Annotated in this window: 24 protein-coding genes and 3 riboswitches; all 24 genes read right to left on the reverse strand. The window is 36.9% G+C overall.

Features of this window, described 5'->3' with window-relative positions; translation table 11 throughout:
- Positions 1-2: 2 nt before the first annotated feature.
- Positions 3-668, reverse strand: a complete 666-nt coding sequence (locus F3D3_RS02455; protein ID WP_069870901.1) for a metal-dependent transcriptional regulator — start codon at positions 666-668, stop codon at positions 3-5.
- Between the two features lie 139 nt (positions 669-807).
- Complete coding sequence (locus F3D3_RS02460; protein ID WP_069870903.1) at positions 808-1,278, reverse strand: 4Fe-4S cluster-binding domain-containing protein; 471 nt, start codon at positions 1,276-1,278, stop codon at positions 808-810.
- Positions 1,279-1,302: 24 nt separating this feature from the next.
- Complete coding sequence (locus F3D3_RS02465) at positions 1,303-3,090, reverse strand: ribonucleoside triphosphate reductase (RefSeq protein ID WP_255364361.1); 1,788 nt, start codon at positions 3,088-3,090, stop codon at positions 1,303-1,305.
- 139 nt (positions 3,091-3,229) lie between these two features.
- Positions 3,230-3,399, reverse strand: a riboswitch (cobalamin riboswitch).
- A gap of 67 nt (positions 3,400-3,466) precedes the next feature.
- Positions 3,467-4,393, reverse strand: coding sequence for a DUF4846 domain-containing protein (locus F3D3_RS02470; RefSeq protein ID WP_242877062.1), 927 nt, complete (start codon positions 4,391-4,393; stop codon positions 3,467-3,469).
- 199 nt (positions 4,394-4,592) lie between these two features.
- Positions 4,593-5,252 (reverse strand): peroxiredoxin, encoded by a 660-nt coding sequence (locus F3D3_RS02475; protein WP_069870906.1) that lies wholly within the window; start codon positions 5,250-5,252, stop codon positions 4,593-4,595.
- A 286-nt stretch (positions 5,253-5,538) separates the two neighbouring features.
- On the reverse strand, positions 5,539-5,847 hold the full coding sequence (locus F3D3_RS02480) for a hypothetical protein (RefSeq protein ID WP_069870908.1): 309 nt from the start codon (positions 5,845-5,847) through the stop codon (positions 5,539-5,541).
- A gap of 10 nt (positions 5,848-5,857) precedes the next feature.
- Entirely contained in the window at positions 5,858-6,715 is an 858-nt protein-coding gene (locus tag F3D3_RS02485; RefSeq protein ID WP_069870910.1) for a YitT family protein, read from the reverse strand.
- 63 nt (positions 6,716-6,778) lie between these two features.
- The gene (locus F3D3_RS02490) at positions 6,779-7,171 is read right to left on the reverse strand and encodes a CoA-binding protein (RefSeq protein ID WP_242877071.1); all 393 of its coding nucleotides are present in this window, start codon (positions 7,169-7,171) and stop codon (positions 6,779-6,781) included.
- A gap of 171 nt (positions 7,172-7,342) precedes the next feature.
- Positions 7,343-7,521: riboswitch (cobalamin riboswitch) on the reverse strand.
- Positions 7,522-7,604: 83 nt separating this feature from the next.
- Positions 7,605-8,375 (reverse strand): ABC transporter ATP-binding protein, encoded by a 771-nt coding sequence (locus F3D3_RS02495; RefSeq protein ID WP_069870914.1) that lies wholly within the window; start codon positions 8,373-8,375, stop codon positions 7,605-7,607.
- Between the two features lies 1 nt (position 8,376).
- Positions 8,377-9,438, reverse strand: a complete 1,062-nt coding sequence (locus F3D3_RS02500) for an iron ABC transporter permease (protein WP_069870916.1) — start codon at positions 9,436-9,438, stop codon at positions 8,377-8,379.
- A gap of 1 nt (position 9,439) precedes the next feature.
- Positions 9,440-10,510, reverse strand: a complete 1,071-nt coding sequence (locus tag F3D3_RS02505; protein WP_069870918.1) for an ABC transporter substrate-binding protein — start codon at positions 10,508-10,510, stop codon at positions 9,440-9,442.
- 237 nt (positions 10,511-10,747) lie between these two features.
- A riboswitch (cobalamin riboswitch) is annotated at positions 10,748-10,918 on the reverse strand.
- A gap of 132 nt (positions 10,919-11,050) precedes the next feature.
- Entirely contained in the window at positions 11,051-11,317 is a 267-nt protein-coding gene (locus F3D3_RS02510; protein WP_069870920.1) for a type II toxin-antitoxin system RelE/ParE family toxin, read from the reverse strand.
- Positions 11,314-11,535: a type II toxin-antitoxin system RelB family antitoxin gene (gene relB, locus F3D3_RS02515; protein WP_139131998.1), complete on the reverse strand. Its 222-nt coding sequence runs from the start codon at positions 11,533-11,535 to the stop codon at positions 11,314-11,316. The genes F3D3_RS02510 and relB overlap by 4 nt, the downstream gene beginning before the upstream one ends.
- A gap of 98 nt (positions 11,536-11,633) precedes the next feature.
- A complete protein-coding gene (locus F3D3_RS02520; RefSeq protein WP_069870922.1) occupies positions 11,634-12,770 on the reverse strand; it encodes a glycerate kinase in 1,137 nt (378 codons plus the stop codon).
- Positions 12,771-12,871: 101 nt separating this feature from the next.
- On the reverse strand, positions 12,872-14,053 hold the full coding sequence (locus F3D3_RS02525; protein ID WP_069870923.1) for a M20 family metallopeptidase: 1,182 nt from the start codon (positions 14,051-14,053) through the stop codon (positions 12,872-12,874).
- Between the two features lie 99 nt (positions 14,054-14,152).
- Positions 14,153-15,652, reverse strand: a complete 1,500-nt coding sequence (locus F3D3_RS02530) for a sodium:solute symporter (RefSeq protein ID WP_069870925.1) — start codon at positions 15,650-15,652, stop codon at positions 14,153-14,155.
- Positions 15,653-15,666: 14 nt separating this feature from the next.
- Entirely contained in the window at positions 15,667-15,933 is a 267-nt protein-coding gene (locus F3D3_RS02535) for a hypothetical protein (RefSeq protein WP_084388769.1), read from the reverse strand.
- A gap of 142 nt (positions 15,934-16,075) precedes the next feature.
- Entirely contained in the window at positions 16,076-17,293 is a 1,218-nt protein-coding gene (locus F3D3_RS02540; protein WP_069870927.1) for a sugar diacid recognition domain-containing protein, read from the reverse strand.
- 493 nt (positions 17,294-17,786) lie between these two features.
- The gene (locus F3D3_RS02545) at positions 17,787-19,001 is read right to left on the reverse strand and encodes an ATP-binding protein (protein WP_069870929.1); all 1,215 of its coding nucleotides are present in this window, start codon (positions 18,999-19,001) and stop codon (positions 17,787-17,789) included.
- A gap of 242 nt (positions 19,002-19,243) precedes the next feature.
- On the reverse strand, positions 19,244-19,807 hold the full coding sequence (locus F3D3_RS02550; protein ID WP_069870931.1) for a hypothetical protein: 564 nt from the start codon (positions 19,805-19,807) through the stop codon (positions 19,244-19,246).
- Between the two features lie 31 nt (positions 19,808-19,838).
- The gene (locus tag F3D3_RS02555; protein ID WP_069870932.1) at positions 19,839-20,534 is read right to left on the reverse strand and encodes a DUF3658 domain-containing protein; all 696 of its coding nucleotides are present in this window, start codon (positions 20,532-20,534) and stop codon (positions 19,839-19,841) included.
- A 33-nt stretch (positions 20,535-20,567) separates the two neighbouring features.
- Positions 20,568-20,669 carry a hypothetical protein gene (locus tag F3D3_RS25105; RefSeq protein WP_374700057.1) on the reverse strand — a complete coding sequence of 34 codons (102 nt, stop codon included), beginning with the start codon at positions 20,667-20,669 and terminating at the stop codon, positions 20,568-20,570.
- Between the two features lie 198 nt (positions 20,670-20,867).
- A complete protein-coding gene (locus F3D3_RS02560; RefSeq protein ID WP_069870934.1) occupies positions 20,868-22,646 on the reverse strand; it encodes an ABC transporter ATP-binding protein in 1,779 nt (592 codons plus the stop codon).
- Complete coding sequence (locus F3D3_RS02565) at positions 22,643-24,445, reverse strand: ABC transporter ATP-binding protein (RefSeq protein ID WP_242877063.1); 1,803 nt, start codon at positions 24,443-24,445, stop codon at positions 22,643-22,645. Before F3D3_RS02565 ends, F3D3_RS02560 begins: the two co-directional genes overlap by 4 nt.
- Positions 24,446-24,655: the final 210 nt, after the last annotated feature.

Below are 24,655 nucleotides of genomic sequence, written 5' to 3' on the forward strand. Positions count from 1 at the left end.
AGTTAAACCTCCTCGGTTTCTTCTACAAATAATTTTTGTGCGACATTTAATCCTATAATTATAATTTGATTTGCCTTTTTTATATGAATATTTTCATTTAACAAATCCATTTCTAACACTTGAAATTCATCTTTTAACGAAATGTCCATTTGATTTAAATAATTTAACAATATTGGATCATCAATTACACGTATCAAACGATAATGCTTCCCCGGTTCACTTTGCCGTAACGATATGGATTTCATCTCTTCAAAACAACCATTTAACATGGGAATAACATTTCCATGTGGGCATTGAGAAGGTCTTTGAAGAAATTCATACAATTTAAGTTCTAACTCATCTGACGTAACATGCTCCAATTGTTCAGCCTCTTGATGAACAGATTCCCAAGAGTACCCCAGTTTTTCCACAAGAAACTTCTCCCACAATCGATGTCTTCTAATCAGATTAACCGCTATGGCTCTTCCCGTCTCTGTTAATTTAGTACCCTTATATCTTTCATATGCAATCATATTTTTTTTAACAAGTTTCTTGATCATCTCATTAACAGTTTGAGGCGTATGTCCTAAAGCAGCGCCTAAATTCTGATTGGTCACAAAATCGTCTTCAAAAATGTGTTCTTGTAACTCATATATAACTTTTAAATAGTCTTCTTCTCCACGATTCATATGGCCTCTTTTCATTTATTAAGGTTAACCTTAACTTATTTATCACCTTTACTTTAACATTTTTTTTATATAGCGTCAATACAAAAATGAAAAGCACCTGTATCATACAGATGCTTTTCATGAACATTATTCCATTTTATTATCCCGTCGCTTTGAGCAACACGATCCCTTGATTTGAAGTCGCTAATTTCACACCATAGACCACTTTCGAGGGCTCCAGCAAAGCTTCATTATAGCCCCCATACTTGATATAAATTTCGCCTTCAATCTTCTTTATACGAGGCACTTTTTCATAAAAAGCTTCAAGTGTATGTCCTGTAAATATAATCACGGGTAAGTTTTTTTGTGTTGCCGCTTGGACGAGCTCTATAAGTTCTTCCGGTTGTTCAGACCATTCAAGACCACCGAGTATCAAGCCTTTATTAAAAGGGTCTTCAAGGACCAATTCAACGATTTTGCTAGCTGTATTCACCTCGGAGGGCATTTTTTTTAAATCTTGGTTGAAACAGCCTTTGCATCCGATGGCACATGAATGTGCACAGATGAGTGCCCCCACAAAAGGGGCGTCTTCCATTCTTTCATTTTCAATGCTTTTGTATCTAATTGCCATGATTTACCTCCAGCCTCTTAGCACCTAGAGCTGATGTCGATCTGAAAACTCTTCTCTTTTACCTTCATTAAAATACTTCACATTTCTGAGGTACCCTGTAATCCGTTGATATTTCTCAACAGTCTTATGACATTTCGGACATTGATCTACGGCTTCGTTCAAATAGCCATGATCTGGGCAATAGTGATTTACAGGTGAAAGACTCACATAAGGGACCTTATACGTTTCACAGACCGTCTTAATAATTTGTTTGGCCTGTGTTCCCGTTATCGGCGCTCCTAGGTACACATGAACCACTGTCCCCCCTGTAAATAGAACTTGAATATCATTTTGGTGCTCAAACACTTGCTTTATAGACTCTATTTGATTGACAGGGATATGACAACTGTTGGTATAATAAGGTGTTTGTTCAGTGCCTTGAGTGATAATATCTGGGTAGACGAATTTATCTTTAAGTGCCAGTCTATAGGCAGTCGATTCAGCGGGTGTCGCTTCTAGATTATAGAGATTGCCCGTTTCCTCTTGAAAATCTCTCAATCTTTCTCTCATGTACTCTAACACTTCCATGGAAAGCAATTTGCCCTCTTCTTCTAAAATGGACTTGCCTAAAAAGTTTTCACACATCTCATTTAAGCCCACAAGACCTATTGTGGCAAAATGATTTTCAAAGCCACCCACATATGTTTTAAATGCAGGTATAAGGCCCCTTCCTAGTACATTTTCTTGTAAAAAAGCACGCTTAATCTCTAAACTTTCCTTTGCGAGCACTAAGTTTTTATCAATCATTTTAAAAAGTGCTTCTCTATCCTTTGAAAGATAGCCATATCTCGGCAGATTCAATGTGACGACGCCAATAGACCCCGTGCTCTCACCTGCTCCGAACAATCCCCCATTTTTCCGCTCGAGTTCTCTGACATCAATTCTAAGTCTACAACACATGCTCCGTGCATCCTCAGGTTTCATATCACTGTTGAGAAAATTTGCAAAATAAGGATATCCAAATTTGCCCGCCATTTCCCAGAGTGCATCGTTAAGTGGATTGTCAAAATCAAAGCGATCATGAATGTTGTAGGTGGGAATTGGATAGGCAAACGGTTTTCCATCAGCATCGCCTTCTTGCATCAGTTCGTAAAAAGCCTTGTTGAACATATCCATTTCACTTTGGCAAGCTCTATAATTGTAATCCAGTAGCCTGTTGCCATGAAATACAGGCGTGTCAATCAAATCCTTAGGGGGTGTTAAATCCAGTGTTATGTTGCTAAATGCAGGTTCTGCACCCCCTCTTGAGTTCGAGTTAATTGAAAATATAAAGTTCTGAAGGTTCTGTTTAACCTCATCATAAGAGAGCTGATCTTCTTTTATAAAAGGCGCAAGATAGGTATCCACAGAGCTAAATGCCACAGCACCCATAATTTCATTTTGAAATACCGTAATGAGATTCGCCAGTTGATTTAAAATTGATGCAAAATGCTTTGCTGGAGATGATTTTGGAATATTGGGCACGCCCTTAACGCCCTCCTGGATAATGCGTCTCAAAGAATAGCCACAACAGTAAAGTGTAATACCGCCCAAATCGTGAATGTGGTAATCACCCACCACATACCCTTCTGCAATTGCTTCTGTATAGACACCAGTAAGCCAATAATCCTTTGAAACTTCTCCTGCTATATATTTGTTAAGTGCACCAAATGAATAAGGTGAGTTCGAATTTTCTTTAACTTGCCAATCTTCTTTTTTTAAATAGAGATCCACTAATCTTTTACTGTCTATCATTTTTCCCTCCGCTGTATGCGCTATTTGTATGTGCCCCATCTCATTTCGTTAAAATACACAAAATTAAAACACCCTCTCGGGTGTTCGATGTCTTTTTTATTCAAATTGAACAATTGTAAATCCTAAATTCTATATTTAGAATCCTATCGCCTAATCCAATAAAAATCCCCATCCCCGAGAAATTGGTTCATATTTTGGTAGGTCTCCTGGCTGGCTTTCATCCTTACATATACCTTCCCGATTTCTCAGTGGCTCTATATGCTCGTCTGGCTTACAGTAGTGGGTGCTGCTCAGGCTTTTACCTGATTCCCTTTTCACATTTTCATGACCAAAATACTTTATGTAGTTCCTTAACTCCATACTATCACTATATATTGTGTTTGGCAATATAAAATTTAATTTTAGGGATTTAGCCCTAATAATCCAGTTTTCTCAAACTCCCCGCGTCAAATGTATACTCACAGGTCTGTAGCGGATAAGAAAATGGCGCCATATAATACCAAGGATCTGTATCCGATGAAGGGTTTTTTAGAACATGAAATTCTTGGGCTGGCATATACCCTTGTGCCAATAAAAAAGCTTTCTCACCTTCTGCATTTTCACAGATATCCACTACCATAACCACATGGCCTGGACTGCCCGCTTTTAAAAAAACAGCACCTACTTTCAATGCTTCAATATCGATTGGCGCTGACTCTTGATATAACGACAGCGTACTTGCATATGCAAATACGGTATCCAGATAGCGCTCAAACGTTTCATAGGAGTCATCATGCCCCTTTGTCTTTGTCCAAGAGACGTCGTTCCCATTGATCTGAATCCGATACCCCTCTTGCCATTTTTGATATTCACATAAAAACCCATTTACAAAATGAAATTTTATTTTATCATATTGTTTACTTGAATAGTAATATTCAGCATAGACGCGCATAATAGAATCTGCACACTGCTGCAGATCTCTGTTCGATATATTCATATCAAACACAGCCAGATGTGCAGATTGATTGCCTTTTTCATTGCCGTTGTAAAGCAAAACTTTTGACCCATTTGCCTTTAATGGAAAATGGCGTAGATAAGTTTCAAAGCCCTCCTCTGGATACTCAATTCGTGAGTACCCACTTGGTGTATTGATTCTACTTGCCAATGTGTGACCCTCTGCGTTTATGAAAATTTCAGGTTCATAAATGACGACATCCTCTTTAGGCTCTACTGCATTGATCGGGACTACGTTCTCCGCATCTCCTATATGGGGTACAACCGAATTCTTTTTACTATAATACATTAAAAATACAATCCCGATGCACAAGAGTGACATCGCCACTATTATTTTTGATTTTTTCACGCTCTCCACCGCCTAATTCTAACCCACAAATCTTATAATGTAGCATGCTTTGTTATCAACATGTTACATTAATTTTAGAGCATCTACAAGATCGACCAGTAAAAAGAGCCAATACTAGCAATATCAGCTCTTTAGCAATTTGTCATATTAGGCTAACCCTTTTTTTAATAAACTCTAGTACCCACTGTTCAAACTCAAATCAAAGTGATTTGTGGCATAACCACCAATCCTTACAAGTAAACTTGCCTGCCTTAGCATCTTCTAAACGTTCTGCTTTAAGCGCTTCCGTTCCAGCGGGTGGGATGATAACATCAGAGCCTAACCATTCGTTGTTCGGATAATTCTCAGGTGCTGCTACACCGTGCTTATCGGCAACTTGAAGTGCATTGAGTGCACGCAGAACTTCGTTAACACTTCTTCCAATCTCTTGTGGATAGTACATCATAAGTCTTAAGATGCCCTTTGGATCTACAATAAAAACGGCTCTAACCGTATTGGTGCCTTTTCCAGGGTGTAACATGCCCAGTGCAGATGCAGCGTTTCCGAGTTCATCTGCGATGACTGGAAAAGGAATAGTCGTATCTGTATTTTCATTGATCCAATCTACCCATTTGATATGAGAAAACACTTGGTCTACCGAGAGGCCAATTAATTCTGCATTCAGCGCTTTAAAGGCATCATTTTTCTTAGCAAACGCGACAAATTCTGTTGTACAGACAGGTGTAAAATCACCAGGATGACTGAATAAAACGAACCACTTGCCACTATAATCCGTCGGGAGATTTTTGATACCATGAGTTGTTTTAACTTGCATTTCTGGGAACTGATCGCCTAATAAAGGTAATTTAGAATTTTCCATTTTTCTTCCTCCTATTGAAACATAATTTTTTTGCCACCCTTGTAAATCATTTATGCTGATAAAGCATTTAGCTTGTAAAATCAGAAAAAAGGATTGACAGAACAGTGATACGAATTCTCAATTTGTAATGATTACATTTTGAGAATATCATATTGCAGTTTGAATGTCAATTTTTTTTATAGATTATTTTGGGTTAAGGTGTCAAAAGTCAGTTTCGGATTTGACACCCTAACCCTTTTTAGATTTTATTATATCTACGATTCACAAGTGCTATATACCCAAAGGATCATCTCATAAACGCAGTAAACTTAGGATCCATCTCAGATAAAATCTTGAGATCATTTTTAAACTGTACGCTCATATAATGATTTGAGCCGTTTTGAATGACTCTCAAGGGAATTTTACTCTTTTCAAATACCACATCGAAAGACTTATGCCAATATTTTCTTTGAACACTTTCTTCCCTTTCAAGCTCAAACAATTGCTTGGTTATATAGGCTTGTATATCCGAATAATCTGCTTCGCAATCCAGCTTTTCATATTGATAAATTTTAAAATAGAGCACTGTTAAACTTGCATAAAGTATATCATTCATCTCGGCCTCCTCATGCACCTGTGAAGTTATAGCTAAATCCTCTGCCGATAACTTCATGTGCGCTGCTAGCTGTTAAAAATGCTTCTGGGTCTATCATAATCACTGCTTGTTTGAGCAAGACGTATTCACGACGATTAAGTACAACACTTAAAATATGCTTTTCTAGTAACGAGTAGCCACCTTTCCCACAAATCTGTGTATTGCCACGATGGAGTTCATTTTGAATGTACTCAGATATGGTTAAATATTCCTCAGAAATAATGAGAATATGAAATTTTTGATTGATCTGTTCAATCCATTTATCGATCACAAGGCCATTAATTAAGATTCCCATCAAAGCATATAATCCGAGCACTTTACCGAAAGCGATTCCCGCCAATATCACTATGAGTGCATCTGATAAAAAAAGTGCTTTGCCAATGTCAATTCTGAAATATTTATTTAATATTTTAGCAATGATATCGGTCCCACCCGTTGAAGCATTTTGATGAAAGATCATGGTCATACCAATGCCTTGTATGATAATCCCATAGATCAAGTTGAGCATTAAATCCTCAACAATATATCCATTCATCGGGAAGATGAATTCTAACCCACCAATGATCCCTGACAAAACTAAACTACAGTAAATCGTATAGCCAAAAAATTCGGCGCCAATTAGTAAAAATGCTAAAATGAGCAGCACAATATTGAACCCACCCATGATAACACCTAAATTCACAGAGGGGATATAGTGTTTTATCACCATAGCAAACCCTGTTACACCACCCACAGCCATTTGTGAAGGCATGAGAAAAAAGTAAAGCCCTAAGCTCATGGTCAATAGACCTATGTTAATGCCAATAAATCTTTTTAGTTTTTTAGTCATAAAAGCCTCCGATTTCATATTTAAAGCGTTCAGATAAGTATTTTGGGTTGATTGGCCTCTATTTCATCCTTCTGGTCTTATGATTTTAGTAAAATTAGGGCCAATCAATCTCACTTTTTTCCGTTCTAGCACCGGTTGAACTCTGACCATGTCCATAATAGGCACGTTTTCCGTTATGCACACGATGGTTTTGATCCCCGCATCTGCAGCTTCTAAAATAGCATCTGCCACCACATAATGAGGCATAAATATAATAGAAGTATTGGCATGTGTTACGCGAACTGCCTCAAACATATTATCAAATACGGGGATTCCTAAAATTTGCGTCCCTCCAGATCTAGGTGAAACCCCACCTACGATCTGGGTTCCCTGTGCCAACATCTGCTTAGCATGATATTGAGCTACTGGACGCGAGATACCTTGTATGATAACTTTGGTGTTTTCATCTAACCACATATTCAAACTTAATCCCTCCTCTTCATTATCCACAAAAAAAAGCCTCCAAAATAATCTGGACGCTATCACTAAACAAGGTTTTTATACCATTACAAAAAGAGCCCTTTTTTAAAGAGCATGAAAACCATCAGGGTATTCCCTGAGATTCACACCTTCTCATCCTCGTGAGTATCATAGCGTTTCATAGCTGGCAGGTCTCCTGACTCAAGCATTACATATTTTCTCCCTTCCCGTGCGAGCACAGTGGCTATGAGAAATACAGGCTTTTACAGTGGCGGGACCGTGATGGATTTACACCATGCTTCCCTTTTAAGCACGCAAATGCGCACACCAAACTACAGTATATTCAGTTTTATTTTCTTATTTTATATAAGGTTAAAGTGTCAAATCCAACAATTAATATTTAACGCAAATCCCATCTCAATTTAAATTTCTAAAAGCCCTCTGGCGTATACCTTATATGAATCTTCCCAGATTTGGGATCTTTAGAAACCGTCGTTGAAACCTCATATAGAGCACTTATATTTTCTTTTGTCAATACAGCTTCTGGACTGCCTTGAGCATATATCTGGCCATCCTTCATAGCCACTAATTTATCACAAAAAAGTGCGGCTATGTTGAGGTCGTGAAACGCCGAAATCGTTGTGATATTGAGTTTCTGAGCAATTCCCATAATCTGCAGTTGATATTTGATGTCAAGGTGATTGGTGGGCTCATCCAGTATCAAACACTCCGATTTTTGAGCCAAGGCCCTCGCCAAAATAATACGTTGTTTTTCACCGCCTGATAAAGTACTATAACTTCTATTTTGATAAGCACTCATGCCCACTTTTTCAAGCGCATCACTCACAATCTGATAATCATCCACATTGTCTTTTTCCAAGAATTTTTTATGCGGTGTCCGCCCTAATAAAACCATATCAAAAACAGAAAAATCGAATTGATGTTCATTATGCTGAGCAACCACTGCCATTTTTTGAGAAGATTCTTTCAAAGAAATTTTTTCAAGCAAGTGATCGTCTAAAGAAATATGCCCTCCATTGGCCTTGATCACCCGATAAAGGCATTTTAAAAGCGTACTTTTGCCACTCCCATTAGGGCCTATTATACCGATAAACGCCTTGTTTTTAACTTCAAGGTCAATCCCCTTTAAAATGGGCACTTCATCAAATTTAACCTTGATGTCTTTAAATTTTATATTCAATTTAGGCCCCTCCAAATCCATAGCTGCTCTTGATCATAAGATAAATAAAACAAGGCGCGCCCACCAAAGAAATGATAATCCCCACAGGAAGTTCACTCCCTGTTATGATGATTCTAGAGATAACATCTGCCCAGATCAACAGGATTGCCCCGAGTAATGCCACAGTCGGTAGCACTCTATTATGATCTGTACCCACGATCAATCTCGTCAGATGGGGCATAATCAATCCGACAAAACCTATAATGCCCGCATTAAACACAAGAAATCCCATCATCGCAGAGATCAATAACAAATATAAATGCCTTATGGCCGTCAATTTCTTGCCCAGTGTTACCGCAACTTCATCTCCTAAAAGCATCACATTGAGCGTTCTTTTTTGAGTCAAAAAGAATACAAGAGCCATTAAAATCACAGGCATTAAAAGTTTGAGATTGTTCCAGTTTGCGCCACTAAAACTACCCATGAGCCAAAAGGCAACCGTTCGCATGCCCTCCCGATCACTGGACGTGTAGATGATGAAACTGGATATAGCTGAGCACATGGTATTCATAGCCATTCCCGATAATAAAAGCCTTATGGCATCTGACTTGCCACGCACATTTGCAAGTGCTAGAACCATTAATGAGACTAAAAAAGCCATTAAAAACGCACTGACACCTACAAAATTGGATCCAAAGAACGCACCAACACCAAGCATGATCGCAAGCGTAGCCCCAAGGGATGCGCCAGAAGATATCCCTAGGATATAAGGGTCTGCCAGTGGATTTTTAACAATGGCCTGCATGATAACACCAGAGATGGATAAACCAATGCCCGTGAAAAGTGCCAGTACGATCCGTGGCAATCTGATCTCCCATATGATATCTTGAATGGACCTTGGAATATCATCGATTATGCCTTGCCGAAATACTTTATTGGCGATAATTTTGCCGATTTCATTTACCGATATATCCACAGATCCCATGGTAATCGAATAAAAGAATGTGAAGATTAAAACCACAATCAGTACCAAAATAAAGCTGGCAAATTTCACATGACTATTGAGTATTTTTTCAGATTTCATTCTACTTTCCCGATTGATTTAACTCAGGGTAAAGACCGCTGATAATCGTCTGAATCCCGTCTAAAGTTCTCACACCACTGGAGTAGACTTCACTTAAGACGATTGGGAACACTTTATTATTTTGTACGGCACTGAGGCTCGAAAGTGATGTATCACTCATAAGTCTTGTCACCGCTTCATCTCTCTTGATAGAATCACCATAGTACACACTGAATATCACCCCTGGATTTAACGCGATCAAGTCTTCTTTGCCGATGGTGCCGTTCACATCCGCCACTAATTCTGCACCCACTTGTGTCGCAATATCGCCACCGATGCTGTCCTTACCGTAAATTCTAAAGGCACCGTCTTTATTGATTTCTAGGATAACCGCCTTCACTTTGTCTTGACCTTCTACAAAAGTCTTCGCCTGCTCAATCTCTGTTTTCATATCTTCAACGATTTGGTTTGCCTTGTCTTGAACGTTGAAGATTATCCCCATATTTAAGATATCTTCATATTCATTTTCGAGTGAATTCGGCACTACTGCACCACTATTTTGTTGCATATACGTGTTGATCCCACGTTCATGCCAAAACGYCACATCACCGTAGTTCTTTTCTGCAAAAAGTGAATACCAACTGGTGATAAAATCAGGATTCATACCGATTATTTCYTCTTTTGTMGGGCGACTGTCATAATATTTTATTTTTGCAAACGCGGCTTCATATTCAGGTTTCACTGGATCATCTAAGTAGGCAGCTGCAATGATTCGATCTTCAAGTCCAAGCGCTAGAAGCGTCTCTATTGAACTCTGGTAGATTGCAACAATGCGCTCAGGCGCTTTGTCAAAAGTAATTTCAACCGGTTCTTTCGCCCAGTTATAAGTTTGAATGGTTACTGGGTAATAGGCTTCTGTCTTCTGCACAAGATCGGTGCTCTCTGTATTTGTCTCTTGARCCGTTTCTGTTGCGTTGTTTGGTGCCACTTCCTGTGAGTCTTTTTTTACTTCGTTRCCACAACCAGTTAACAACACTAACATCAAGCTCAGTGTTAAAACCATCAACTCCATTTTTTTAAATGCTAATTTCATCTTTTTCTCCTCTTGTATCTGGGAAACGCTTTAAAACAACCCGTCGTGGTACAAATACCATTTACTTTTTCACAGATCCCTATGGCAATCATAAAACCTCCCCTTTTATAATCGTGTGTGATTCTAGACATAAAAAAACACCCTCTCGGGTGTTCGATGTTATTTATTAAACTCAGGCAGAGTCCTCTTAAAAACAGAATTCTACTGCTAAATTCCAATAAAAATCTCCATCCCCGAGAAATTGGTTTGCATTTTGGTAGGTCTCCTGGCTCGCTTTCATCCTCACATATACCTTCCCGATTTCTCAGTGGCTTTATATGCTCGTCTGGCTTACAGTAGTGGGTGCTGCTCAGGCTTTTACCTGATTCCCTTTTTCACATTTTCATGACCAAAATACGCTATTCAGTTGTTTAAATTTATACTATCACTCTATCTTGTGTTTGGCAATATGAAAATATAGGATGAATGCGACACCTTATAAAATCAGCGATACCACGAAGAATAGCCATCCTCAAAAAAAGCAATCCCAAAATAAGAACGCTATCTGTAAACCTCTTTTCTATGCCCAACTTCAACTACAGTAATAATGACTTTGTCATCTTCAATCTTTGCCAGTATTCTATAATCTCCGACTCTATAACGCCATTTGTCATCTAAATTGCCTTGTAATGCTTTTCCGTATACTCTGGGATTATCACAATCGACAAGCTTTTCTTCTATATACGAAAGCATAAATGCAGCAATCTTTTTATCCATTTTTTTTAACTGTTGGACTGCTGCATTGGTGTATTCAACGGTATATTTCATAATCCCAGTTCTCTTTTAACTGCATCATGACTCATTCTTGCTTGATCCTGCTCTTCTTCCCAAATCTTGTTAAACAATGTTAGATCATATTCATCTTCAATTTTCTCAATGACGGTTTGTCTAATAAATGTAGATAAATCAACATGATGTAACTCTGCATATTTTCTGATCAACATATCCTCTTTATCATTTAATCTCAACGAAATTGTACTCATCATTACACCTCCTAGTTTACAAAATATCGTAATACTTTGTATTACATCTGTATTGTATCACTATATTATCTCCTCGTCAAATATTAGAACCGGATCATAAATCACATAGATTTTATCGCTTTAATGATTCTAAAAAGGCGTTCACTTGCTTCTTCAATAAGCCTTGGCGAGTCCTCAATAACCGCCTTTAACGTCATCGGTGCAACGACGGAGCTTATTATAGCATCTATTCCATGCTGATAAACGAGCTCTGCGCCTTTGTCAACAAACCCAGCAATTGCAAAGACTGGCTTGTTAAACTTTTTTGCCCTTTTTGCTATCCCAACAGGTACCTTTCCATAAGCTGTTTGTTTATCAATCCTGCCTTCACCCGTTATTACGATGTCTGCTGCCTCTATGCTCTCATCAATCTTTACAATGTCCAAAAGAACATCAATTCCCTTTGAAAGATTTGCATTACAAAATGCCATTAATCCTGCACCTAAGCCGCCCGCAGCGCCTGCACCAGGTATTTCTCCTACATCCATTCCAAGATCTCTTTTTATCAACTGTGCATAATAATTTAAATTCTGATCTAATATTCTTATTTTTTCTTCATTAGCACCCTTTTGAGGTCCAAATACTCTAGATGCACCTTTTTCTCCGCATAAAATATTATCAACATCACAAGCTACAATAAATTCTACTTCTTTTATCCTTGGATCCAATCCACTAATGTCTATATAATCTAATTGATCTAAAGCGCCTCCTCCTGAAGCGACTTCATTGCCATCACTATCTATAAGCTTCGCACCAAGAGCTGTAGCCATTCCTGCTCCACCATCATTAGTCGCACTACCTCCGATGCCCATTATTATTTTATTACAACCTCTATTGAGTGCATCTAATATTAATTGACCCGTGCCATAGCTCGATGCCACCAATGGATTTAGATCTTCTTCTGACATTAAAATAAGTCCTGAAGCCTCAGCCATTTCAATTATTGCAGTCATGCCATTAACGATACCATACTTAGCCCTTACTTTTTTACCCAAAGGGTCCAAAACATCTACAAAAAAATACTTGCCATTTAGAGCATTAACAACAGCATCAACTGTACCTTCGCCTCCATCTGCGATTAAAACTTTATCTGCAATTGCATTTTCATAAACTTTTTTTAATCCTTTTTCCACTATATTTGCTACCTCTAAAGATGCAAAAGTACCTTTGAAAGAATCCATTGCAATCAAAACTCTCATACTAATCTCCTTGTATACAGAAGTCATACTCAAGCTGCAGCTTCTGTTCTTTTAATTATATACTGATATAGCCGCTGTGGAAATAAGGCATAATTCAATACTTAGATCTTATTAAGATAATTCACTACTGTATTAGCAAACAATTCAACGCCCGCTGATAAAATTTCTTCAGAAAAATTATATTGAGGATGATGTAAGGATTTACTAATTCCATTTTTTTCATCTTTGGTCCCTAAAAAAAAGAAAGTACCTGGTACTTTTTCTAAATAAAAGCTAAAATCCTCGCCCCCCATTGCAGGCCTTTCAATTTCTATTACTTTTTCACTTCCCATTATTTCTTTGGCACCATTTTCAAAAAAATTAGTGAATGCTCTATCGTTAACAACGACAGGGCAAAGCTGTGTATATTCAAACTTATAATTACATCTAAATCCAATAGTAATACCTGAAATAATCTCTTCCATTCTCTTTGGAATATACTCACTAAACGCCTTATTAAAGTACCTTATTGTGCCTGTAATATTGGCTTTTTCTGGAATGACATTAAATACATTACCCGAATTAAAGGCACAGCTGGATAACACGACACAATCAAAAGGATCTATTTCTCTACTCACAATCGATTGTAAAGCCGTTATTATTTGACTTCCAACAACGATCGGATCTATTGCCTTATTAGGAAAAGCGCCATGTCCACCCTTTCCAATTACTTCCACATCAAATTTATCTACTGCGGACATTAAAGGCCCTTTAGAAATTCCTATATAGCCCTTTTCCATATCGGGCCAAATGTGAAGTCCGATAATTGCATCTACTTTAGGATTTTCTAAAACGCCTTCCTTTATCAGATAACCTGCACCACCTGGCATTTCTTCCGCTGGCTGAAAAATAAATTTGACATTACCATTAAAATGATCTTTTAGTTCTGATAAAATTTTTGCCGTTCCCAAACCCATAGCAATATGTCCATCGTGGCCACAAGCATGCATTCGTCCTTTATTTTTTGAAGAAAACGCCAATTCTGTTTCCTCATCTATCGGCAATGCATCAATATCAGCTCTAACAGCTATAGTCTTTCCAGGCCTCGACCCTCTAATTAGTCCAACAACACCTGTTTTCGAAATGGTTTTATTCTCGATACCCCAACTGGTTAATAATTCGCTTATTTTTTTTGATGTTTCATATTCTTCAAACATTAATTCTGGATATTGATGAAAATATCTCCGAATATCAATCAATTCTTTAGAAAAATCATCTATTTTTTTCTTTATTAAAGCCTTCATATTATACAACCTTTCTTATTAATCCATTAGCATTTGACAAGTATGCGATATAGATCACATACTTGTCAAACCTGTTTTGTTTATCTATAATACTTTTAATTAGCTTATAACATCACTTTCAAGAGGTATTTGTGATTCTTCAATAAATTTCTTTAAATGCTTCTCGCTTTGAGGTTCTGTCAATAAACTAACAACTACTAAAACAATAATATTACCTAGTAGGCCCCATACCCCTGAGTTAATACCACCGTAAGAAACTTTTGCAAAAGTGATATAATAATTAATCGCTGTTCCCGTAAGCAACCCCGCGATCGCACCATACTTATTTGCTCTTGGCCAGAAGAACATCGCTACACATAGAGGAAAAAATTGAACAATTGAGCCATAAGCACCTAGCAATAATGCAACAATAGATTTCCCACCAAATATAGCAACATAGTACGCTGCAGAGCAAAATACAAGAATGGCTATTCTAGTAATTCTAATTGCGTTTTTATCACTAACAGATGGATTAATTATTTTTTTATGAAAATCCAAAGTATATATTGATGCAGCTGCATGAGTAATCGTATCTGTTGAAGACATTGCAGCTGCTAAAGTAGCTGCAGTAACTAAACCCATAATACCAGGTGATAACTTCAAAATAGAAACAATATGTGGTAATATTTCATCAGTTGATTTTAGAGTATCATATGGTACAATGCCTACTGCAGAAAAACCAATTAGCAAAACTGGAACCAAGAAAATAGCAAATGTAGGATACATCGCTACAGTTTTTTTAAGTGTTTTTTCTGAATCAGTAACATATGCTTTCATAAATAGATGTGGCCACATTGTAAAGCCAAGCACGGACACTATAATTGCAGATGAAAAAGCTGCCCAAGACATTTTAGCACCTATTAATAGAAGTTCTGGATTAGTTGTTGCAATTTTTTCAAACATTGTTCCAATTCCGCCGTGGAACTTAACAGGAAGATATAAACCTAAGGTCCAAGCCGTTACAATCATCAAAATACCTTGTAACACGTTTGTCCATGCAACACCCCTAACGCCACTCGTTAATACATAAATAACGACAACGCCATATGCGATCAAACCACCTAACCAAAAAGGAACATAATTCCCAGATGTCACATTAATTATATATGCCATCCCTTTTATTTGAACTGCAATGTTTTGAATTAATGCTAATCCACTTATAATTGCCATAATTGCTGATAAAGCTTTTGATTCAAATCTATCTGCGAATAATTCAGCTTGTGTTACATATCCATAACGTTTTCCCATTCTGTATGATCTTGTTCCCCATAATAGCCACGGTACAAAACCTATTGAAGCAAAAGCAATAATATAAAATGCTACAGCTCCTTGTGAATAAGCCGTTCCAGGTCCCCCAAGAAAAGCAAATGCACTAAATATTGCACCTCCCATTAGAAAATAGGTGACAAAGAAGCCTAAGTTTCTGCTTGCCGCCACATATTCTAAAAGAGTAGTTTCACCGTCATGTTTACCTTTGCGACCAGCAATAATTCCTGTTGCCATAGTAATAACCAAATAAAGTAAAACAATAACCATTACAATAATAGTATATCCAGACATAAATAATCCCCCCCTTACTTATTATATTGTTGCGCATATAAAGTATAAACACCTACAAAAATCATTACCACCACAAATACAATCCAAAAGAAACTAAAAGGTAGTCCTCCAATCATTGGGTATATTCTATTACCAATCAACTTATACATTGGCCAAATAGTTGCTAATCCACATAATAGAAAATATATAGCCCAAAACACACCTCTTTTCCTTTCTTTTTCACTTATCTCAGGTCTAAAAATATACAACCCATTCCCATAACCATTTCCTTTCTTTTTCACTAAATCCACCTCCTAAAAATATTCTAATTAATTATACTATGACAATATGCCTAAAATCTTCGGTTATTTTGTAAGAAGTATTGCCTTATAAACATAGAAATAACTGTGCAACATGCACAGTTATTAAATGTTTTACTAATTCTTATTCTTTGTATAATCCGTATAAACATATTGATAGATGTAAAGAGGCCGCATCATAAAAATCTGTTGGGTTCAGTCCGGTAATTTCTCTTATTCTATCTAAACGAAACAGCATTGTATTTCGATGAATATACAATTCCCTAGAAGCACTGCTAGAATTTAAATTATTCTTAAATAAAGCATCTAATGTCTGTATGAGACTAGAATTAGATTCTCTTTCGTTTAATTCAATCAATTCCTTCAATACGTCCCTATAAAAGCTTCTTGCTAACTCTTTAGGTATATGATTTACCAAATACTCGTACTGTAAATGATCCATAAAAAAAACTTCGTTTGAAGGAAAAGTTCTTCTTCCAATTGTTAATGCTGATATTGCTTCTTCATATGAATGCTTTAGCCCTATAAGTTCATCGTGGTATCGCCCTATTCCTACGAACAACTCTAAGTTTGTTGTCTCACATACTTTGGTCTTACATTTTTGAATATCTACATTAATCCTATTTTCAAGCTCTGAAAGTCCTAATTTTGTATTAATAACTTTTAGAAGAGCAATACGGTTAGTGCCTATGAATCCAATAATTTCCTCTGGACTGTCAACAAATATAGCTTTTATAGCCAATAACGCATTGTTTTTTAACTGCTGTAATAAGATCTCTCCACTAACTTTTTCCTTTGAATCTTCGAGATAGTTTCTTGCCGTTTTTGAAAAATCTTTAATATCAAATACAATAGCGATTCTTGGCAACCTCAGATTATAGCCTACTCTTTCTCCTCTTAAAAAAACAGTTTGTGAATCCTTAATCCAGTTGCCACTCACTAAATCTTGGATAAGGGCTTCTCTTGTAAGCTCTTCAAAATGTGCTTGTTGCCTTAATACGACTTCTTCCATCATCATCTCTACCATATGACGAACTAATTCACCATAACCTCGAATTTCATTCGGGTCTCCAGTAATGCCAACTACACCCTCTATTTTACCTTCAAAATATATGGGGATATTTACGCCCGGTTTTACTGCGTCTGTTAATTTATTTGTCATATTGATCTCAATTGTTTCCTTTTTGCTTATAGCCCGTGCAGCACCCTCATGAAAGCTTCCAATACGCTTTATATCCCCACTAGCAATTATAATGCCCTTACTGTTTATGATATTTATGTTCTTCCCCAGAATAGAAATTATTTTTTTTACAATATTATGAGCAAGTTCCTCAGTCAGCATAAATTTCACCTTCTCTCTTTAGGTTAAGTATGAGTTCTAGTTAAGCAACATTTTAAAAGTAATGCTGTTTTTATCAACAACTAAATGAGGAAAATCGCTCTCATTTTGTTCATAGATGGACAGGATACTTGTAAATGTCTATTTTGTGTATTTGTATCAATTGAGTAGACTCCAATAAAAAAAACATTTTATATTCAAGCCCAATTCATTCATTATTGCTTTATCCTAAAAATCAATACAAACAGAAGTAAGGACACCATCAACAATCGTACGCAACTCAGCATTCTCTAAAATACGGTCATTCCAATTATAATGGATCTATAATATTTCCTAATGATAAATTAAGATTTAGATTTGTACTAATCCCAAATCTATAAATTTTCTTAAGTGCTTCTAATACGCTTATACTTGAACATAAGTTAATAGAGTTAGCTATTTTCATATACTCTCCTTTTCATCGTTTTATCCACTCTGTTTATTTAAAGATCGGTTATCAAATCAACCATAAAGGGACTGCCCAAGTTTCTTTAGTTATCGGCACTAAGTCATCACTCATACAAATGATGCTACCCATTTCGTACTTTTTACCTGTTTTTTCTAAAACTACAAAATGGCGACCTGCATCTTTTTTAGGATGAGCACTTTTCTTTATTTCTATTGGTTGTAGCTTTCCATTTTCTTCAATAATCAAATCGATTTCTTTTTGATCTGAATCTCTATAGTAAAATAAAGGGGGTCTCTTTCCACCATTTAAATAACTCTTAATAATTTCAGACACGACAAACGTTTCAAAAAAAGCACCTGACATCGCAGACACTTCTAAAGATTCACTTGATGTCCATCTTGTTAAATACGCGCATAACCCTGTATCCATAAAATACATATTTGGGGCTTTTACAATTCTTTTTAACGTATTGTTAAAATACGGTTCAACAAGAACAACAATCCCTGATGTTACTAAAAGCGATAGCCAATTTTTAGCGGTTGGAGAAGATATCCCTACGTCCTTAGCAAGTTCTGAATAATTTACCATTTGACTTGTTCTAGCGGCACACGCTATTAAAAAACGTTGAAATTGCATTTCATCAGCAACTTGTGATAACTCTTTTATATCACGATGAACATAAGTATCTACATAGGATGCATAAAACCTTTCAACACTCTGTTCTGTTGTATGGACCGCTGGCATGGAACCTTTATATATTAAATTATAGACCTCCTGTAGGGTCATCTTATTTGCAATCTTCAGTCGACTTAAGAGTCGATTTACCTCTGTTGTATAAGGTTGATTGGGTAATTTATTCAGTTCTGATGCCGAAAGTCCCTGCATAGGTAATATCCCAACCCTACCGGCAAGACTTTCACTTACACCCTTCATCATCGGAAACATTTGTGAACCGATAAGCCAGAAATCACCATTACGCTTATTCTGATCGACATGCAATTTAATATAGGGTAATAATTCAGGGGCATATTGAATTTCGTCAATTATTACAGGAGGCTCATACCTCTGTAAAAAAAGTGAAGGTTCTTCTTTTGCCAATTGTCTCGCCACAGGATCATCCAAACTTACATACTGCCGGTTCTCATCTGCAACGCGTTCTAATAAAGTCGTTTTTCCGACCTGTCTTGGACCAGTCACTAGTAGAACTGGAAAAGTACTCGATACTTCTCTAACCACCGATTCTAATGCTCTATCAATAAACATGAGTGCCCTCCTTAACATCATGGGTGTTACAATTATATTATCCAGACTCGTGTAATTTAAACCCTATTTTTATATTACACGAAATTTAACAAAAACAAAAGAAATTCGTGTGATTTAACATTTTGTTTTAAATCACACGAACACTCTTGTTATTGTCGTGTTATTACTTACGACACTGATATTTATATTTCTGCATCACCACCCAAATTCTAGCAGTTTGCGGTCAAATCCTTAAAATTTTGTTACACAAGGGGGATGCTACCCCTATCAACAGTAGCTACTTGATATGAGTCATATATATTTTTTTCTGACGGTATCAATTCTACTTTAGGTACTAACGCTAGTACTTCACCATTAACATTATCTATTTGAAATCTTTTTGTTGCAATCATTGAGTCAGATACCAATAATAAGCTCAAATCATTTTTTCTAGCATTAAGGTTATTAATAACTATTTGATTCCCTTTTGTTACTTGAATGTTATTGGATGATTCCAGATGTAATTCGTTCTTTAAACTGGGTGGCTTCCCATTTAAAGAGTACGGAGCCAATTGAAAATTAGAAAGTAAATACAATCGCAGCGTCTGATTAGTACTTGTATTATAGGCTATATCCAGATTGAAAGTAATACTGTTTTTATCAGTAACTAAATGAAGAAAATCGCTCTCATTTTGTTCATAGATGGACATGGCTACTTGTAAATGTCTATTTTGTGTATTTGTATTAATTGAGTAGACTCCAATAATAAAAACTATAGATAAGAAGAGTATTAGAATCCCTATACTTCTTTTTTTTGATCTTTTCATTAAATTTGCTCCCATTAATATAAACTATAAATTATTTTATATCCAAACCCAATGTATCAATTAGATATTCTAGACGATTTCGTAAGAAAGTTTCTGAAAGTGATGGAAAACATGTAAGCAGATATGCTAACGATCGCATAAAAGGTAAATTAATACGGTGCAATTCATTCATTATTGCTTTATCATAAAAATCGATACAAACAGAAGCAAGAACACCATCAACAATCGTACGCAACTCAGCATTCTCTAAAATAAATTTATTCCAATTATTTTGACATTCTTGACGTTCATTAAAGGACAAAATATATTCATATTTTTTCAATGCTTTTAATTGCCTTATATTGAGATTATTGATATTCCGCACTGCATTTCTCTTGTATTTATCGATGCTCGCATTTATATCACAAATGCTTATTTTATGGTTATCATATTTAGTCGCAATGAACGCTTTAAGACAAGCATCATCGGGATCATTAGTATTGATCCACAAACGTATATGTTTAACTTTTGTAACAGACCTTAAGAAAAAGTCCACTTTTTTTAATAAATCAGGATCAACAGAATGATCATATAAACTTTTTCGTGTTTCAACATCAAATGGATCTATAATATTTCCTAATGATAAATTAAGATTTAGATTTGTACTAATCCCAAATCTATAAATTTTCTTAAGTGCTTCTAATACGCTTATACTTGAACATAAGTTAATAGAGTTAGCTATTTTCATATACTCTCCTTTTCATCGTTTTATGCACTCTGTTTATTTCAAAATCAAATCGATTTCTTTTTGATCCGAATCTCTATAGTAAAATAAAGGGGATCTCTTTCTGGCATTTAAGTAACTCTTCATAACTTCAGACACGACAAATGTTATATTGATCGGAAAAAATTAAATGAACTATTTTATGATTACCCATGAAGTCTGCTTCATAACTGACATTTTGAGGATAATTCCATTCAAGGTGCCTTTTCTTCTTCTCAATTAGTACGAAAGCATCCATGTAGCAATCTTTGTATCCATTTCTTTTACCAGTTTGACTGCTGCATCGATCTATTCAAATTACCCAGCCACATACCACTGCGCTTGTGCGCTGTACATCTCACTGTAAAGCCCCTCTTTAGAAATCAGCTCATCATGAGTTCCCACATCTGTGATACGCCCCTTGTCCATGACGATAATTCGATCTGCAATCTTAGCAGAACCTAGTCTATGCGTCACAATGACAGCCGTTTTATCTTGAGAGAGTTCTGCAAATTTCTTGTAAATGCGTGTTTCCTCTACAGGATCAATCGCCGCAGTGGGTTCATCAAGGACGATCATATTGTGGTTTTTATAAAAACCACGGCCTAAAGCGATGCGCTGCCACTGCCCACCAGACAGTTCCACACCCTCAAACTCACGAGATAACATGGTATCGATCCCTTTTGTAAAGCTGCGATGTGCCATAGTCAAATCCGCCTTTTGAATAGCCGCTTCTAGTTTCGCAGGATTTAATGCTTCTTGAGTATGACTGATAGAGATATTATCCGATACCCTCATCTTATAACGTTGGTAATTCTGAAAAACAGCAGAGATGGCATTCGCCCCCCCGCCGGGTTTTATATCTGCTGTATTGTGTTCGCCAAAGAAGACCGCCCCCTCAGTTGGCAGATATAAATTCATGAGCAATTTGACCAAGGTGGATTTCCCAGCACCATTTTCGCCCACAATTGCAATGGTTTCGCCCTTTTTTATAGTCAAATTGATGTCTTTTAAAGCATTTTCAGCGCTATTTGGAAATGAAAAACAAACCGCTTTAAGGTGGATATCGTAATCTTCTTCTGGAATTTCAATCCCCCCGCGTTCAGGTAATTCTAAAAATTTCAGAGTATTGTCAACCGCCGAATAAATATAAGCGACCTCTCCTAAGCTATAGCCTATATAATCCATGTATGCAAACATCCGGTCCACAGAAGTAAAAACGGCTGCAAAGATCGCAATATTGATCACATGAATGCTCATATAGTAGTAAAGCTGACATAAAATAAACACATACGCCATTAAAGTCAACGATCTCAGACCCAGCTCTAAAAACTGGCTTTTGACGCTTATTTTCCACTGCTCTTTTTTAAACAACAGCGTTGATGTTTCATACAGTGCCCTAAAGAACCATACCGCACCTAGAAGTCTTGTCTCTTTTGTGTATTCTTTATCCACCAGACATTTTTCATAATAAGTCATCTCTCTTCGAATTGGTGCTACAGTGTCTTCTAAGGTGCTGTAGTAATCACCTCTCACTTTAATGCCAATGAGTGTTGGAATAATAACAAATACGATCCCCAAACACAACATGGGATGTATTAAAAACAGATAAACGAGGAAAAAAAGAAAATAAGGCATATAAAAAGTGAAATTCGTCAGTAGAATCGTCATAAAACGGCCTGATCTTTCAACACCTTCATAAGCTTTGTTAATGGTGTTCAGCATTTCAGAATTTTCAAAACAAATCGGATCGACTTTTGCTGCCTTTTTGTTGATTTCAATGCCTAAAAAACCACTAAGCGAAAGGCCCATATTTTCCATGAGCACATCGGATATGCCGTTCAGAATAAGCGTGAAAGCCATAAAAAGCCCTACGAAAAGTCCCCAGCTCACAGCTTTGCTCACCTCGCCTGTGGTTGAAGCCGCATTGACAGACTCAAAAAACTTCTGCGTAAACAAGGTATTTCCAGCTGTTGCAAGGCCAACACTACCGCACATGCCCAGTGTAAAAAGCGTTGACAAACGCCTGTTTTTCATCAGAAGACTAAACAACTGCAGAACCCTATTTTTACTTTTTTGCGCTTTTATTTTACTCACTGATACCAACTCCTTTGACTTTCATACATCTGTGCGTAAGTGCCTTCAAGTGCCATCAACTCACTATGTGAACCCGCCTCAGCCACACACCCATCATTTATGACGAAAATTTTGTTTGCAAGCTTTGTGGAACCCAAACGGTGGCTGATAAAAATACTGGTTTTGTCCTGACTGATTTCTTCGAATTGTTCATACAACTTACTCTCACTGATTGGATCAAGTGCTGCTGTAGGCTCATCTAATATGAGTACAGGTGCTGGATTGATCAGTGTTCTGGCGATGGCAAGCTTCTGCCATTGTCCACCAGAAAGATCCACACCATTATCCTGTATTTTTCCAAGTGGCGTTTTGAGTCCTTCTGGTAGAGCAGAAAGGTCATCATAAAGTCCCAACCGTTTAAGCAATGCATCCATTTGTGCCTTGGTTTCCTCTGTATCCATTTGATTGATATTGCCAATGGCTATATTTTCTGCCACAGAGATATAATATTTAGCAAAATCTTGATAAATGCCACAGAATATCGCCTTTAATTCACTTTGAGTATAAGTTCTAAGTTCCTTCTCATTGATCAAAATTTCACCTTCATACTGATCATATAATCCTGTAATGAGTTTTGTAATGGTGGTTTTGCCCGAACCATTGACCCCAACAAAGGCATATTGAATACCACTTTCCATTTTAAAATTTGCATTTTTTAAAATAGGGGTATCTGTATTGGGATAAGTGAAGTTGACATTCTTAAACTCAAGAGAGCGAAAGCCAATCGGCTTTTTTTCGGGTGCATCTGTGGCACCAGCGGTCTCGCTCAGGGCCACAAATTCTGTTAAATCCTTAAAGTAACCCCCAAATTGTGCCAGTTGCGTCACTGCCTTTGTCATTTCTGACCCCACCATATTGATTAAATCATACATACTTGTGGCGAGTGCTATGAACATACCCACTGTAATAGAGCCATCTGCTGTTGGAAAAATAAGTGCCACAGTGATGAATGCAGATAAGATCGTCGTAACCACACTGCCGCCTCTGACACTGCGCATCAGTCTAATATTGGCCTTTAAGCGAATTTTACGCGCTTTCTCAAACTGATCATACCAATCCTCATTCACATGATCCGAATAACCAAAAAGTGTTCTTTCATTTGCGGCTTCCCGATTAGAGAGCACTTCTGCAAGATATTGGTGTCGTCTATCATATTGAGCGGCTTCTTTGCTCGACTTGTAGTTCTTATCGCCCCCTTTGAAAGAGACCAGAATCAGCGGAATGCACAATAAAAGTGTCAACAGCCCAATCCACCACACCTGTGTAAAAACAAAGAATAAAACGCCAAAAATACGAATGCTGTAGACCATTAAATTGTAAACTCTTTGTATCATAAGGCTCACAGTTTCATCCACTTTCGTGCATACCCTTTTGATCAAATTCCATGTGTCCGCATTTTCAATATGGCTGTAATGGAGCCTAGAACGTTTATCCGTAAAGGCAATGCCCATTTTAGCACCTGCATTTACCTGTAATCTCTTCGAGAAAAAACTTCCCACGATAAAGGAGATGCGCCTCCAACCCACGCATAACACCAAAAGAAAAAACCAAGGCAGTACTTCTTCAAATGCAGCTTCACCTTGGGTGGATGCTATGGCTAAATCAATAAGTTTGGCAATAACGGGAACCTGAACCACTGCCGATATACCTGTTAAAGCTTTTTGAACGCCTAGGGCAATCGTGGCCGCAGGATCACACTGAAAGGGCAGTGCAATAAAGTCCCACCAGCGGTATTTTGTTTGTTTCAATTTGATTTCCAAAGTTTATCCCTCCTAACACTTATGTACCAACAAACTCCAAATGTTAACGTTAACATATACCTCAAAAAAATAATCTCAACATTTTGATATTTTTAATATCTACACAACTGCATGTTGCAAAATGTCGAAATTACTTTCTAAGATATACAAAATAAGCCTTTTTATTATACCAGAACAAATGTACGGTTACAATATTTTAAAGTGAGAAAA

Origin of the sequence: Fusibacter sp. 3D3 (assembly GCF_001748365.1) — a bacterium.
Taxonomy (GTDB): Bacteria; Bacillota; Clostridia; order Peptostreptococcales; family Acidaminobacteraceae; genus Fusibacter_A.

Coding starts and splice junctions, on each gene's coding strand:
- F3D3_RS02485 (WP_069870910.1), bottom strand. CDS start 6,715: ATGACTAAAAAACTAAAAAGATTTATTGGCATTAACATAGGTCTATTG.
- F3D3_RS02520 (WP_069870922.1), bottom strand. CDS start 12,770: ATGAGAGTTTTGATTGCAATGGATTCTTTCAAAGGTACTTTTGCATCT.
- F3D3_RS02525 (WP_069870923.1), bottom strand. CDS start 14,053: ATGAAGGCTTTAATAAAGAAAAAAATAGATGATTTTTCTAAAGAATTG.
- F3D3_RS02550 (WP_069870931.1), bottom strand. CDS start 19,807: ATGAAAAGATCAAAAAAAAGAAGTATAGGGATTCTAATACTCTTCTTA.
- F3D3_RS02540 (WP_069870927.1), bottom strand. CDS start 17,293: ATGCTGACTGAGGAACTTGCTCATAATATTGTAAAAAAAATAATTTCT.
- F3D3_RS02530 (WP_069870925.1), bottom strand. CDS start 15,652: ATGTCTGGATATACTATTATTGTAATGGTTATTGTTTTACTTTATTTG.
- relB (WP_139131998.1), bottom strand. CDS start 11,535: ATGATGAGTACAATTTCGTTGAGATTAAATGATAAAGAGGATATGTTG.
- F3D3_RS02490 (WP_242877071.1), bottom strand. CDS start 7,171: ATGTGGTTAGATGAAAACACCAAAGTTATCATACAAGGTATCTCGCGT.
- F3D3_RS02475 (WP_069870906.1), bottom strand. CDS start 5,252: ATGGAAAATTCTAAATTACCTTTATTAGGCGATCAGTTCCCAGAAATG.
- F3D3_RS02555 (WP_069870932.1), bottom strand. CDS start 20,534: ATGAAAATAGCTAACTCTATTAACTTATGTTCAAGTATAAGCGTATTA.
- F3D3_RS02460 (WP_069870903.1), bottom strand. CDS start 1,278: ATGGCAATTAGATACAAAAGCATTGAAAATGAAAGAATGGAAGACGCC.
- F3D3_RS02500 (WP_069870916.1), bottom strand. CDS start 9,438: ATGAAATCTGAAAAAATACTCAATAGTCATGTGAAATTTGCCAGCTTT.
- F3D3_RS02455 (WP_069870901.1), bottom strand. CDS start 668: ATGAATCGTGGAGAAGAAGACTATTTAAAAGTTATATATGAGTTACAA.
- F3D3_RS02465 (WP_255364361.1), bottom strand. CDS start 3,090: ATGGGGCACATACAAATAGCGCATACAGCGGAGGGAAAAATGATAGAC.
- F3D3_RS02545 (WP_069870929.1), bottom strand. CDS start 19,001: ATGTTTATTGATAGAGCATTAGAATCGGTGGTTAGAGAAGTATCGAGT.
- F3D3_RS02510 (WP_069870920.1), bottom strand. CDS start 11,317: ATGAAATATACCGTTGAATACACCAATGCAGCAGTCCAACAGTTAAAA.
- F3D3_RS02480 (WP_069870908.1), bottom strand. CDS start 5,847: ATGAATGATATACTTTATGCAAGTTTAACAGTGCTCTATTTTAAAATT.